Origin of the sequence: Collinsella sp. CLA-ER-H5 (genome assembly GCF_040092375.1) — a bacterium.
GTDB lineage: Bacteria > Actinomycetota > Coriobacteriia > Coriobacteriales > Coriobacteriaceae > Collinsella.
In genome coordinates this window covers 14086-27194 of sequence record NZ_JBBNLR010000028.1, presented here as the reverse complement: position 1 = coordinate 27194, position 13109 = coordinate 14086, and the positions used below count along the sequence as shown (strand labels likewise).

Here is a 13109-nt window from a genome sequence, read left to right as displayed (position 1 = left end):
TTCGCCATATTCTTCTTGAGGGTGATGACCAGATCCTCGGCGTTCATATCTGCTCCAATGCCGTGGTTAACAATTCCATTATACCACGGTGGCATCACCTATATGTCAATTATGGTCTAACAGAGCCTTCTTTTTTGGGCCCATCGCAGAGGGATTCGAACCCGCCAGCACATCTATCGCAAAGGCCGTGGTCAAAAAATGGCAAAAATGAGTACTGCTACTTTGTTTGCAACATATAAAAAGATAGTATTTGCTTTAGTTACGCAACATATGTCCATTATAAGTACTAACAGTTGGATCAAAATCGTGCTTTCATCGCCATTTTGACTTGCTATCTGGCCTTATTAGTCCAAAATTGCTGCTATCAAATCGGTAGCAGTACTCATATTTGATGTTTTTTGACCAGCAGGTCTCCCTGCCTTAGCAAATCTAAGGCAAAACGGGTTCCAGACCGCTGAATCATGCCGCATAGGGCACGTCCGCAGTCCGGAACCCGGTCAAAATTGAGTTATTGCGCCGCGTTAGCCCAAAACACCCGACAGTATCTCGATCAGGCTGTCCACGTCGGCTTCCTCGCAGACAAGTGGCGGCAGGAAACGCAGCGTATGCGCACCCGTAGCGTTGATCACGGCACCGGCGGCCAGCGCGCGGGCAACAACATCATGCGCGTCGCCCGCGGCATCATCCAAATCACAGCCGAGCATCAAGCCGCGGCCACGTACCTCGGTCACGTGCGGCAGCTTGGCGAGCTTTGCCTCCATATAGGCGCCCACCTTGGCAGCATGGTCGGCATAATCGCCGCGCACGAGCGCGGAGAGCGTCGCGGCACACGCCGCGATGGCCAAGCAGCTACCGCCAAAGGTCGAGCCGTGGTCGCCCGGCTTAAACACGTCGGCAATCTCCTTCTTTGCCACGACGGCACCCATGGGCACGCCGTCGGCAATGCCCTTGGCAAGGCTCATGATGTCGGGCTCCACGCCATAGGTCTGGAACGCAAACGGCTTACCCGTGCGGAAGATACCGCACTGGACCTCGTCGGCGATAAGCACGGCACCCACCTCGTGCGCCAAGTCGCGCGCCGTAGCCATAAACTCCTCGGTCATGGGGTGCACGCCACTCTCACCCTGGATCGGCTCGAGCATCACGGCACAAATCTCGCTCCCCAGCTGCTTAAAGATTGCACGCAGTTCATCGACATCGTTGGGCGTGCAGGCCACAAAGCCACCCGGCAGCGGGCGGAAACTGTCCTGCAGCCAATCCTGCATGGTGGCCGCAATAGTCTCGAGCGTACGGCCGTGGAAGCCGCCGCGCATGCACACGATAGTGTTGCCGCCATTACCGGCACGCTTGGCGTACAGGCGCGCAAGCTTCATCGAGCCCTCGTTGGCCTCGGCGCCGGAGTTGGCAAAGAACGTCTCCCACACCTGCTCGCCCGCAGCCGGGGCACCAAGAGCAGCTGCCGTGGTCTCATCGCCGGCGACAATGGCATCGGCAAGAACGCGCGCACCATCTACGTCGTCGTTAGCAAGCTTGGACAGCAGCGCCGCGACCTGTCCGCGCTGCTCGATGTAGAAGTAATTGGAGACATGCATGAGCTTTTTGGTCTGTGCCTCGAGCGCCGAGAGCACAGCCGGGTCGCCATGACCTAGGCTGCACACGCCGATGCCGGCAAGAAAGTCGAGGTACTCACGGCCATCGTCGCCGGTGAGCTTCATGCCGTGACCCTCGACAAACTCGACCGGAGAGCGGCCAAAGGTATGCATAACGTAATGGGATTCAAGCGATTGCTGAGCTGCAAGTGACATGGGATGCCTTTCGTTGGGCGCCAGACGGCGCGGGGCTATGGGTGCAGGAATGGGGCGGCTGCGGGTCAGCTAGACCGTCTGAAGCTTCTCGACCTCGTCAAGGTTCTCGGTCAGACGCGCAGCAAACGTCGAAAGCGGATGCGGATGCGTATCGAACTCGTACGCCGTCTCGGTGGAATGGATCACGGTGCCGACGCCGGCATCGGTCAGCAGCTCCAGGAGCAGCGAATGCGGCGTCGTGCCGTTGATGATGTGGGCTCGGAACACGCCAGCGGTAAGCGCGTCGACAGCCGCACGCAGCTTGGGAATCATGCCCTTATCGACCTCGCCGCCGTAGAGCATTTCGTTAACCTCGTCGAGCGTTAGGTTGGAGATAAGCGAGTCCTTGTCGCTAAAGTCCTTGTACAGACCATCGACATCGGTCAAAAAGATCGCCTTATGCGCGTGGAGCGCCGCGGCAACGGCACCGGCGGCGGTGTCGGCGTTGATGTTGAAGAAACCGCCGTCCTCCCCCGCCGCGACGGTAGCGATGACGGGGATGTACTCGCTATCGAGTAAGCGCTCGATATAGTCGGTGTTGACGTGCGTCACTTTGCCCACGCGACCGAGCTCGGGGTCGAGCGGCTCGGCGATGAGCGTGCCGGCATCGCTGCCCGACACGCCCACGGCCAGGTTACCGTGGTGGTTGATGGCAGCAACCAACTCCTGGTTGACCTTGCCGCCCAGCACCTCGCGCACGATATCCATAGTCGCCGGCGTGGTCACGCGCTGGCCGTTCTTAAACTCGACGGGAATATCGTAATGGCTCAGCGCCTCGTTGATAGCCTTGCCGCCGCCATGCACGATGACGGGGCGCATACCGATGATCTTGAGCAAAACGATGTCGCTCATCACGTCGCGGCGCAGCTGCTCATCAACCATGGCGGCTCCGCCATATTTGATAACAACCGTCTTGCCGGTCAGGTTCTTAATCCACGGCAGCGCTTCGAACAGCAGCTGCGCGGTTGCTTCGTTGGATTCGCTCGAACGACAATCGCGTGCGAATTTCATAATCTGCCTCGTCTTTCGTATCGTTATCGCGCCGTGCTCCGCTGTCCGCAATCGCGGCAAGATACGCAGCGTGCCTGGAATCTAGGAACGGTAGTCGCCGTTGATGGAGATGTACTCGTGCGTGAGGTCGCAGGTCCACACAGTCGTTGCCGCGTCGCCTGCGCCCAGGTCGGCCGAGATCACGATCTCGGGCGCTTCGAAACGTCGTAGAGCCTCGTCCTCGTCAAAGGGAACAGTCAGACCGTCGCGACAGACGGGCATGCCCATCATGTCGATAGAAACGTCTTCCTGATTAAACTTCACGCCGCACTTGCCAAGCGCCATAGCAACGCGGCCCCAGTTGCAGTCGTGGCCGGCGATGCAGGTCTTAACGAGCGGCGAGTTGGCAACGGCGCGGGCGGCGATATCGGCTTCCTCGTCGTTAGCGGCGCCGGTAACGTTAACCGTCACGAGCTTTGACGCACCCTCGCCATCGGCCGCAATGTTGCGCGCCAGGCTCTCGCACACCTCGTGCACGGCAAAGGCCAGCTCGTCAAAGGCATCAGTGCCCTCGACGATGGCCTCGGCATCTGCGGCAGCGGCGCCGGAGGCAAGCATGATGCAGGTGTCGTTGGTCGAGGTGTCGGAATCGACCGTTACCTTGTTAAAAGTCTGCTTGGCGGTCGAGAGCAGCAGGGCATGAAGTGCCGCAGGCTCGACGGGGGCATCGGTGGTGATAACTGCGATCATGGTGGCCATGTTGGGCATGATCATGCCCGAGCCCTTGCACATGCCGCCTACCGTATAGACATTACCCGCATGACCCGCCGCCTCGCTGACGTAGGACACGGCGTACTCCTTGGAGTGCGTGTCGGTCGTCATGATGGCGCGAGCGGCATCGGCGCCACCGTGGGCGGAGAGCGCCTCGTAGGCGGCAGGAATGGCGGTCTCAAACGTGTCGATCGGCAGAATCTGGCCAATCACACCCGTGGAGGCAACCAGAATCTGCTGGGGCTCACAGCCGATGACCTGCGATGCGATGCTGCACGTCTCGCGCGCGCATGCAAGGCCGGTCTCACCCGTGGCGGCGTTAGCATTGCCAGAGTTAACCGAAACGCCGGCGATGATTCCGTAGCCCTTGTCGGCACCGCCCAGGTTGGCACGGCTCACCTGCACGGGCGCCGCGCAAAAGCGATTGGTGGTAAACACGCCGGCACCGGGACAGGGTTTATCGGGCACGACGAGCGCGTAATCCAGACGCTCGGGGTTCTTGCGGAACCCAGCGTGGATGCCTGCAGCCTTAAAACCAGCCGCAGCCGTAACGCCACCCTCGACGGCGCGAATCTTGATATCAAACAGCTCGGTATTCATCGTCTTTATGACTCCTTATGTCAAACAAAAAACGGACATCGGTTGGTGCGCCATGCCAGTCGTGATCATGAGACCAGCTTAAGAGTGGCGCCCCACTCGATGCCCGACTACCAAATCGTTAACAATCGAATGTGCTACACCGGGCACGCCACTGTGGGCAAGCCTCGTCGCTCGTCAAAGCCAAAGACGATATTGGCGCACTGGACTGCTTGGCCCGCAGCGCCCTTGCACAGATTGTCGATGGCGCCCGTCGCCACCAGCACGCCCGCGCACTTGTTGAGCGCGAGGCCGATCTGGGCGGCGTTGGTGCCGACGACCGAAGCCGTCTTGGGCTGCTGGCCGGCGTCGAGTACGCGCACGAAAGTGCGACCAGCGTAGAACTGCTTGTAATAGTCGACAACGTCCTCAAGGGTCAGGGAGTCGATGGCCTGCGGCGTGAGCGGCAGCGTCACCGTGGAGAGCAGGCCGCGCTTGAGCGGTGCCAGGTGCGGGGTAAAGACGACGCGATCTGTTAGACCAAGGATTTGCTCGATTTCGGGCGTGTGACGATGCTTACCCACGCCGTAGGCCTCCAAGTTCTCGTCGGCGCTGCAAAAATGGGTGCGGGCGTTGCAGGACTTACCGGCGCCCGTCACGCCGCTAATGGCATCGACAATCACGGGACCGTTCTCAGCCACCCAGCCCGCACGCACGGCAGGAGCGGCAGCAAGGCTCGTTGCGGTGGGATAGCAGCCGGCGCAGGCGACCAACACGGGCCTGCCAGCGGCATGGTTGGAAGCAGCGGTCTCTAAGTCCTGGCAGAACAGCTCGGGCAGACCGAAGGCGCGGGTCTTGAGCAACTCGGGGCTCGTGTGCTCGGCGGCATACCAGGCCTCAAAGGTGGCCGGATCGCTCAGGCGATAGTCGGCCGAGAGGTCAATGCAGGAGACTCCCGCGGCAAGCAGGGCGGGCACCTGAGCCATGGCAGCCGTGTGCGGCACGGCCAATAATACCGCGTCGCAGTTCTTGAGCTCGGGGGCATCATGCGTCGTGAAGACAAGATCGCTTACGCCGGTGAAGCTCGGGTACACCGCAGACAACGGCTGGCCGGCATCAGCGTTGGACGTAATGGCAACAAGTTCAAACTCGGGATGACCGAGCACGAGGCGAATGAGCTCGGCTCCGGCATATCCAGCCGCGCCGACGATTCCAACCTTCAAAGACATATCAGACTCCTTGTCTGCGATTTATGCACCGATGCGCATTTCGCAGCGGTCGTTATGAAGTGGCTTGAAACTTTAGCACCAAAAGATGCATGAACACGTAAATGACTTGCATATTCATGCATTGAAACATTCCCGACACATTCGCTCGAAGGAATTGACAAATGGAGCGGGCCCCGTATTGACCGGCGCTCCTAACGGCGCCGGGCAATACGGGGCCCGCCCATGCGAAAACCAAGTTGTTAGGATGAGCCAGCTGGCTAGAGCTCGACCGGCACCCATTCGTCGTGATTGCAGATAAAAGCCTCGGAATCCTCGACGCTAAAGAAGACGAGCGTGGGGTCGTTAGGCCCCTCATAGTGCTCACCCAGGCGCTCTAGATGCTTCCACCCGGCTTCGCGCATTTCGCTCGAAGCCCGGTCATCCAAGCCGGCACGCCCGCGCAAGATGAGCCAGCCATGGCCCGGCCACCAACTCGTGGCCTCAAAGCGCTGATTTTGTAGCAGCTCTTGCCACACGTCTTTGGTGCGCGCTGTTACAAACCACAGCTTGCCATCCTGGATCTGCGCAAACGAAAACGGACGCACATGAGGCTGTCCGTCAACGCTCGTCGCCAAATACCATGCCGGCACCGACGTCAGATACTCCAACACCGTATTCAATCCGTCCATGTGTCCTCCTGTCGCCTGACCAGTCTTTTTGGAATGGGTAATCAATTTGGGAAATTAGAGCTCCAGGCGCTCCTCGCTGCCGTCGATATCACAGAAGCGCGCGGCAATGTTGCGGACCGAGAAGAACGCAAGGCGGCCGTCGTTGGCGCTCTCGTGTTCCTCGCCGATGCCCACCATGTGCTTAAAACCCGCTTGACGCACCTTGTCGCTCGCAACTGCGTCGTCCTCAAGTGCGGCCTCGCCGGTCAACACGATCCAGCACTCCCCCGGCTTCCAGCCCGAGAGTTCAAACTTGGGATTCGCACTCAGCTCCGCCCACACATCCTTGTCGCGCGATGTGCAAAACCACAGCTTACCGTCATCGACCATGGCAAATGAAAACGGCCTCACGCGAGGCTGATACCCGTCGGCCACATCGGTCGTGGCCAGATACCACGCCGGAATGCGCCTGAGATACGAACAGGCGCGCTCAAGCTGAGCCGTGCGGTCGTTGTCGGTCATAGGGACCCCTTTCTTGCGCTCGAATCGCGCCTAAACAAGTTGAAGATTGATGACGATGACGCAGATGAGCAGCAACGCCGTCACCACCGCCGCCAACGCATCGCTGCGGCCAAATGCAAGCGCATGCAAACGTGCGCGGCCCTGCTCGCCATGATAGCAACGGGCATCCATGGCGGCCGAAAGCGTCTCGGCATGACGGAACACGCCCGTGAACAGCGGAATCGCCACACTGCCGAGCATACGCACGCCGCCGAGCGGACCGCACGTCACGCGCGCGCCGCGGCTTGCCTGCGCGTCCGCCGTCTGCTTCATCTCGGTGGCGAACTGCGGCATAAAGCGCAACGCGATACCCATGATCATGCCGAGCTCATGCGCAGGGAGCCCCACGCGCGCAAACGGTGCGAGCAGACGCTCAAAGCCCGCGGTGAGGTCGAGCGTGGGCGTGGTGAGCGTAATGGCGCTCATGCCGGCCATCATCAGGGTCAGGCGGCACGCCATAAAGGCGGCAGAACGCAGCGAGCCCTCGCTTATCTGCAGAAAGCAGAGCTGCCACAGGATGCGCCCGCTCTGGTCGGAAAACAGGTTGAGCACTGCGACCACCACGACAATCGCCAGCAATGGTGCCATCGATGATAGGACCCGGCGCAACGGCACCCGGGACACGGCATAGATCAGGACAACGAAGATTGCGACCGGGGCCAGTCCGCGGAAGCTGCTGACTGTGAGCGTCGTGATCAGAAACACAAAGCCCAAGAGCAACTTAGTTCGCGGGTCTAGGCGGTGGATCGCACTATCGCCGGGATAGTAGCTGCCAAACGAAAACGCCTCCATTAGCAGCCCTCCTCTCGCGCGACCGTCTTGGATTTAGCAATGTCCGCGACGTTAGAAGGACCGCCCGAGCGACCGATTAGCAGGTCCACCAACTCGTCTGCCAGCGACTCAACCGTATAGAGGCCGTCAAAGCGCAGCGGCACGCCTGCCTTCGCGAGCGCCAGCGCCATGCGCTGGGCGGCGGGAACACCCAAGCCGATTGATTTAAGCTCATCCGCATGCGCAAAAACCTGCGTGGGCGTTCCCTCGGCAAACACCGCGCCCTCGTTCATCACAACGATACGGTCACAACAATTTGCCAGGTCATCCATGCTGTGCGAAACCATGACAACGGTCAGGCCTTCGTCATGTAAACGGCCAATGAGCTCCAGGAAATCCCTGCGGGCAGCCGGATCGAGGCCTGCCATGGGCTCGTCGAGCGCCAGCACCTCAGGTTCCATGGCGAGCACGCCGGCAAACGCCACGCGACGCTGCTGGCCGCCCGAAAGCTCAAAGGGGCTCTTGTCGCCGACCGTGGAAAGATCGAGGCCCACGCGCGAGAGCGATGACTCGACACGACGGTCGACTTCATCTTGCGGCAAGCCAAGGTTGTGCGGACCAAACGCCACGTCCTGCGCCACGGTTTCGGCAAACAGCTGACGCTCAGGATACTGAAACACCACGCCGACCTTGGCCTTAACCGCAGCGGCGTCTTTCTTGTTTGATAGGTCGAGCCCCAGCGCGCAAATGCTTCCCTCCTGCGGACGGATCAGCCCGTTGAGATGCTGGACCAGAGTCGATTTACCCGAGCCGGTATGGCCTGCTAGCCCCAGGAACTCGCCGCGACGCACCGTCAGCGATACATCGCGCAGCGCCCACGGACTGCTGGGGTCGTTTCCCCAGAGAGCCTGTTTGCTCGATTTGCCCGCAGTGGCCGAGCGCTTATGCCAGCGGCGGCGCTCGCGCGGACTGAGCGAATAACTGTACGAAACATGGGATAGCTCTATGACGGGCTCCGACGCGTTGCCCTCGTTGTCTACCGGAACAGTGCCGTCAGCGATTTCCAACTGGGATGCGGAAGACTGCCCCGCGGTGCCTGCCCCACTTCGCTCGGCATAAGTCTGCGCAATCTCGGCGACCATATCCGCCTCACGTACCTGCGCGCAAACGGGCACGCCCTTCGCACGAAGTGTCCTACCTAAGCAGCACGACGCCGGCATATCCAGGTTGAGCTGAGCGAGTTCATTCGCCCGCGTCAGAATCTCCTCGGGCGTACCCAGCATGGCAACATGCCCCGCCCGAAACACCGCGACACGATCGGCCTCGGCGGCCTCTTCCATAAAGTGCGTAATCATCACGATGGTCATGCCGCGATCGTGCAACGCGCGGCAAGCCTTCATGAGGGCCTTGCGCCCACGCGGATCAAGCATCGAGGAAGCCTCGTCCAAGATGAGCACGCGCGGTTCCATGGCAAGCACGCCGGCAAGCGCCACGCGCTGCTTTTGGCCGCCCGAAAGCGCATGGGTCTCGTGGTGCTCAAAGCCCACCAGGCCCACGCCCTTCAGCGCCTCGCGTACGCGCTGCGCAATTTGCGCCGATGGCACGCCTAGGTTTTCGGGACCAAACGCAATGTCATCTTCGACAAGCGTTGCCACCAGCTGGTCGTCGGGATTCTGGAATACCATGCCCGCGGTCGAACGAATGTCGTAGACCAGCTCGGGGTCGGACGCATCCATGCCGTTGATGCGTACCGTGCCCGCATCGGGCTGCAACAGCGCATTCAGATGCTTGGCAAACGTCGACTTGCCCGACCCATTGCCACCGAGGATGCAGAAAAACTCCCCGTCCTCGATGTTCAGATCGACGCCGTCGAGCGCCGGTGCGGCACCGTCATAACTAAAGGAAACGCCCCGACACTCAATCATGCGCGGCCTTTGACCTGGTCCTTTTTAGGCGTGATGAGGTTGGAAACCGCCTTGTACACCGCAAGCGTCAATACCGAGTTAAGCACGGTCTTGATAAGGTTGAACGGCAGCACGGCAGGAATCATGAGCGGGGCGATCACATCGACCGAGCCATACCAGAACCATACGCCAATGGTAAGGTTTGCGACCATAGACAACGCCGTAGCGGCAATAACGCCGAGCGCTAGGCCAATCACGGCACCCTTATAGGTATGCATCTTCTGGTAGACGATAGCCGCGGGCAGAATGTAGCCCAGCGTGGCAACCAGATTCATAAGCGCGCCGACCCAGTCACCCGTAGTGAGCGCATGGATAACGATCGCCATGGCGGCAACAGCAGTACCGGCACCGGGGCCATACGCAAACCCGCACACCATCGCCGGCACCAGCGACGGGTCATACGTCAAAAACGGTGCCGAGGGAAGGATGGGCAGCTGCACATACATAAACAGCGCTCCCAAGGCGCACATCAACGCCATGGTAACGAGCTGTTTGGTGCTCCACCTATTCGTGTTCTCAAAATGGATATGCTGCGACTGTTCAGACATTAAGATCACCTGCCTCTTTCATCCGGACTCTAACCGTTGGCACTGGGATCTCACCAGTTCAGCCGGCATGCGAACCAACACACGCACGGGTCGCGGACTCATCGGCTCGGTCGCAGACGCCTCGCCTGCTCCACGGCGCCCCTTTGGCACCGCCCGATTTACCGCCAGTGGGGAATTCCACCCCGCCCTGAAACAGCAATTGCAAGTGTAGCACGAGGGAAGAGAGGTACAAGTACGCCAGGGGTAATTTCTGGCGAGGGCCAGTTGCCGCAACAACCACGTTCCCCACCCATCCCAAAGTAACGCGCCTTTCGCGCAAAGCGCGAAACAGCGAAGGGACACGTACTCCTATCGACCACGTCCTTCTACGCCCGCCGACCTCAAGGCCGTAAACGCAGGGAATCCGGGGGCGGGACGGGGACTTCTCTCCGGAATATTCCGCAGGACGCAAAGAGGCTCCGCAGCGCGAAGCGCGATGCGGAGCCTCTTTGCATGTCCGAGGACGTTCCGGAGAGAAGTCCCCGTCCCGCCCCCGGATTCCCGGTGGGAGTTCTAGACCTTGTCGGCCTTAGTACATACCGCCGCCCTGCTGACCAGCGGTGGCAGCAGCGATAGCGTCCTCAAGCTGAGTGTTCTTGGGCACATCGGAGACGGTGGCCTCGGTGATGAGAATCAGGCTGGCAACAGAAGCAGCGTTCTGCAGGGTGACGCGGCTGACCTTGACGGGGTCGAGGACGCCCATCTCGATCATGTCGCCCCACTCGCCGTTGGCAGAGTTGAGACCCTGGCCGGCGGGCAGCTCGGCAACCTTGTCGACCACGACGGCGCCCTCAAAGCCAGCGTTCTTGGCGATGGTAGCAACCGGAGCAGTCAGAGCCTTCTTGACGATGTCGACACCGATCTTCTCCTCGGGGTCGTCAATCTCGACAGCATCGAGCGCAGGAGCAGCGTCCATGAAGGCGACGCCGCCACCGGCGACGATACCCTCCTCGACAGCAGCGCGAGTAGCCTGCAGGGCGTCCTCGACGCGATGCTTGATCTCCTTGAGCTCGGACTCGGTAGCAGCGCCGACCTTGATGACGGCAACGCCACCGGAGAGCTTGGCCAGGCGCTCCTGGAGCTTCTCACGGTCGAAGTCAGAGGTGGTGTTCTCCATCTCACCCTTGATCTGAGCGATACGAGCGTCGATGGCCTCCTTGGAGCCAGCGCCGCCGACGACGACGGTATTGTCCTTGGAGATGGTGACGGACTTAGCGGTACCGAGCATATCGGCGGTGATGTCAGCGACCTTCACGCCCAGCTCGTCCAGGGCAGCCTGGCCGCCGGTGAGGACGGCGATGTCCTCGAGGATGCGCTTGCGGCGATCGCCGTAGCCCGGAGCCTTGACGGCGCAGACGTTGAGGGCGCCACGGATCTTGTTGAGAACCAGGGTAGGCAGAGCCTCGCCGTCGATGTCCTCAGCGATGATGAGCAGGCCACGGCCAGCGCGCTGGACAGCCTCGAGAACGGGCATAATGTCCTGAACGCTGGAGATCTTCTGGTCGGTGATGAGGATGTACGGATCCTTCATCACGGCCTCCATGCGGTCGTTATCCGTGACGAAGTAAGCGGAGACATAGCCCTTGTCGAACTGCATGCCCTCGACGGTATCGATGGTGATGTCGAACGTCTGGGAATCCTCGACGGTGATGACGCCGTCCTTGCCCACGACCTCCATGGCCTCGGCGATCTTCTCGCCGACCTCGGGGTCACCGGCGGAGATGGTACCGACGGAAGCGATCTGCTCCTTGGTCTCGACCGGCTTGGCCTGCTTCTTCATCTCGGCGACGGCGGCGTTAACGGCCTTGTCGATGCCGCGACGGATGGCCAGCGGGTTGGCGCCAGCGGCGACGTTGCGCAGACCGTCGTTGACGATGGCCTGGGCGAGCAGAGTTGCGGTGGTGGTGCCGTCACCCACGGTGTCGTTGGTCTTGGTGGCAACCTCCTTCACCAGCTGAGCGCCCATGTTCTCGATGTTGTCCTCGAGCTCGATCTCCTTGGCGACGGAAACGCCGTCGTTGGTGATGGTCGGGGCACCGAACGTGCGCTGCAGCGCAACGTAGCGACCCTTGGGGCCCATGGTGACGGTAACGGCGTCGGCCAAAGTGTTGACGCCCTTGGCAAGCTTAGCGCGGGCATCGGTGTTGAACGTAATGTTCTTTGCCATGGTAGGTAATCCTCCAAAAGAAATGTGACTCGCGTCGCCGCTTCCGAGTCCTGTGCGGCGGGCGCGTTCAAAGACGAATCAGAGATTCTGACGAGACTAGGCCTCGACGACGGCGTAGATGTCGTCGGCGCGCATCAGCAGATACTTCTCGCCGTCGACCTTGACCTCGTTGCCACCGAACTTACCGTAGATGACAACGTCACCGACCTTGACGTCCATGGGGATGCGCTCACCCTTGTCGTTGACCTTGCCGGCGCCAACGGCAACGATGGTGCCACGCTGCGGCTTCTCCTGAGCGTTGCTGGCGATATACAGACCAGAAGCGGTCTTCTGCTCGGCCTCGTCGGGCTTGACCAGAACACGATCTGCAAGCGGCTTCAAAGACGACATGCTTGTCTCCTCCTTTTTGGGCCGCGCGGTTATACCACGCGAATTAACCCTTTTTGTTTGCGTACGCGTTGAATGGTACCCACGAATGGCGGGTTATACAACACAGAGTCAAAAAATCTTATTTTTTGGCACTTAGATTTTCTGAATGCCGGGGGATAACTTAGCAGTGGCTCCCGTGTGGCTCCGGAGGGGCGGGGCATAAGGTTTCCTGCTCGGGCAGTCCTGCTCGCACGAAGGCCACATTAAGTGGCCTTCGGCTCGTGCGGAACTCGCGATAAACCTTATGCCCCGCCCCTCCGGAGCCACACGGGAGGCAGGTTAACTAATTCGAGCCCGGCATTCAGAAAAGTCAGTGCAGCAAAAAGGCGATGCGGATAGCGACATGGGCATGGTTTTCGTTGCGAGCACGGGTCCCCTGGGGAGCACCGTGCATTTTTGGGAGTTTTCAGCAGGCCGGGACAAATGCATACGCACCGGGCGCATCTAATTAGTCCCACGGTAGCCTTCGACCGGCGATTTGGGTCGGCAGACAGGCCTCGTCGAGACAAACAAGCATGCCTCGCGCCACGTCGGACCCCAAAATGACGTCGATCTCCGCAATGCTACCCGACT

The 13109-nt window shown here is 60.4% G+C and carries 11 protein-coding genes and 1 riboswitch; all 11 genes read right to left on the bottom strand.

Annotation, left to right across the window (positions count from 1 at the left end; translation table 11 throughout):
* Positions 1 to 521: 521 nt before the first annotated feature.
* Positions 522 to 1805, bottom strand: a complete 1284-nt coding sequence (locus tag AAAX31_RS09375; protein WP_117848012.1) for an aminotransferase class III-fold pyridoxal phosphate-dependent enzyme — start codon at positions 1803 to 1805, stop codon at positions 522 to 524.
* Between the two features lie 69 nt (positions 1806 to 1874).
* Positions 1875 to 2855, bottom strand: coding sequence for an acetylglutamate kinase (gene argB / locus AAAX31_RS09370; protein WP_117798529.1), 981 nt, complete (start codon positions 2853 to 2855; stop codon positions 1875 to 1877).
* A gap of 81 nt (positions 2856 to 2936) precedes the next feature.
* Entirely contained in the window at positions 2937 to 4205 is a 1269-nt protein-coding gene (argJ, locus tag AAAX31_RS09365; protein WP_199573593.1) for a bifunctional glutamate N-acetyltransferase/amino-acid acetyltransferase ArgJ, read from the bottom strand.
* 134 nt (positions 4206 to 4339) lie between these two features.
* The gene (gene argC, locus AAAX31_RS09360) at positions 4340 to 5410 is read right to left on the bottom strand and encodes an N-acetyl-gamma-glutamyl-phosphate reductase (RefSeq protein WP_349077026.1); all 1071 of its coding nucleotides are present in this window, start codon (positions 5408 to 5410) and stop codon (positions 4340 to 4342) included.
* A 257-nt stretch (positions 5411 to 5667) separates the two neighbouring features.
* Positions 5668 to 6078: a pyridoxamine 5'-phosphate oxidase family protein gene (locus AAAX31_RS09355; RefSeq protein WP_117876894.1), complete on the bottom strand. Its 411-nt coding sequence runs from the start codon at positions 6076 to 6078 to the stop codon at positions 5668 to 5670.
* A gap of 54 nt (positions 6079 to 6132) precedes the next feature.
* Entirely contained in the window at positions 6133 to 6579 is a 447-nt protein-coding gene (locus AAAX31_RS09350; RefSeq protein ID WP_117848005.1) for a pyridoxamine 5'-phosphate oxidase family protein, read from the bottom strand.
* Between the two features lie 30 nt (positions 6580 to 6609).
* Positions 6610 to 7410 carry an energy-coupling factor transporter transmembrane component T gene (locus AAAX31_RS09345; RefSeq protein WP_117848004.1) on the bottom strand — a complete coding sequence of 267 codons (801 nt, stop codon included), beginning with the start codon at positions 7408 to 7410 and terminating at the stop codon, positions 6610 to 6612.
* Positions 7410 to 9314 (bottom strand): energy-coupling factor transporter ATPase, encoded by a 1905-nt coding sequence (locus AAAX31_RS09340; RefSeq protein ID WP_349077024.1) that lies wholly within the window; start codon positions 9312 to 9314, stop codon positions 7410 to 7412. Before AAAX31_RS09340 ends, AAAX31_RS09345 begins: the two co-directional genes overlap by 1 nt.
* Positions 9311 to 9901 carry an ECF transporter S component gene (locus AAAX31_RS09335; protein WP_117655907.1) on the bottom strand — a complete coding sequence of 197 codons (591 nt, stop codon included), beginning with the start codon at positions 9899 to 9901 and terminating at the stop codon, positions 9311 to 9313. Before AAAX31_RS09335 ends, AAAX31_RS09340 begins: the two co-directional genes overlap by 4 nt.
* A gap of 6 nt (positions 9902 to 9907) precedes the next feature.
* A riboswitch (FMN riboswitch) is annotated at positions 9908 to 10100 on the bottom strand.
* Between the two features lie 369 nt (positions 10101 to 10469).
* Positions 10470 to 12107, bottom strand: a complete 1638-nt coding sequence (groL, locus tag AAAX31_RS09330; protein ID WP_006234938.1) for a chaperonin GroEL — start codon at positions 12105 to 12107, stop codon at positions 10470 to 10472.
* A 96-nt stretch (positions 12108 to 12203) separates the two neighbouring features.
* The gene (gene groES, locus AAAX31_RS09325; RefSeq protein WP_022094351.1) at positions 12204 to 12497 is read right to left on the bottom strand and encodes a co-chaperone GroES; all 294 of its coding nucleotides are present in this window, start codon (positions 12495 to 12497) and stop codon (positions 12204 to 12206) included.
* Positions 12498 to 13109 lie beyond the last annotated feature (612 nt).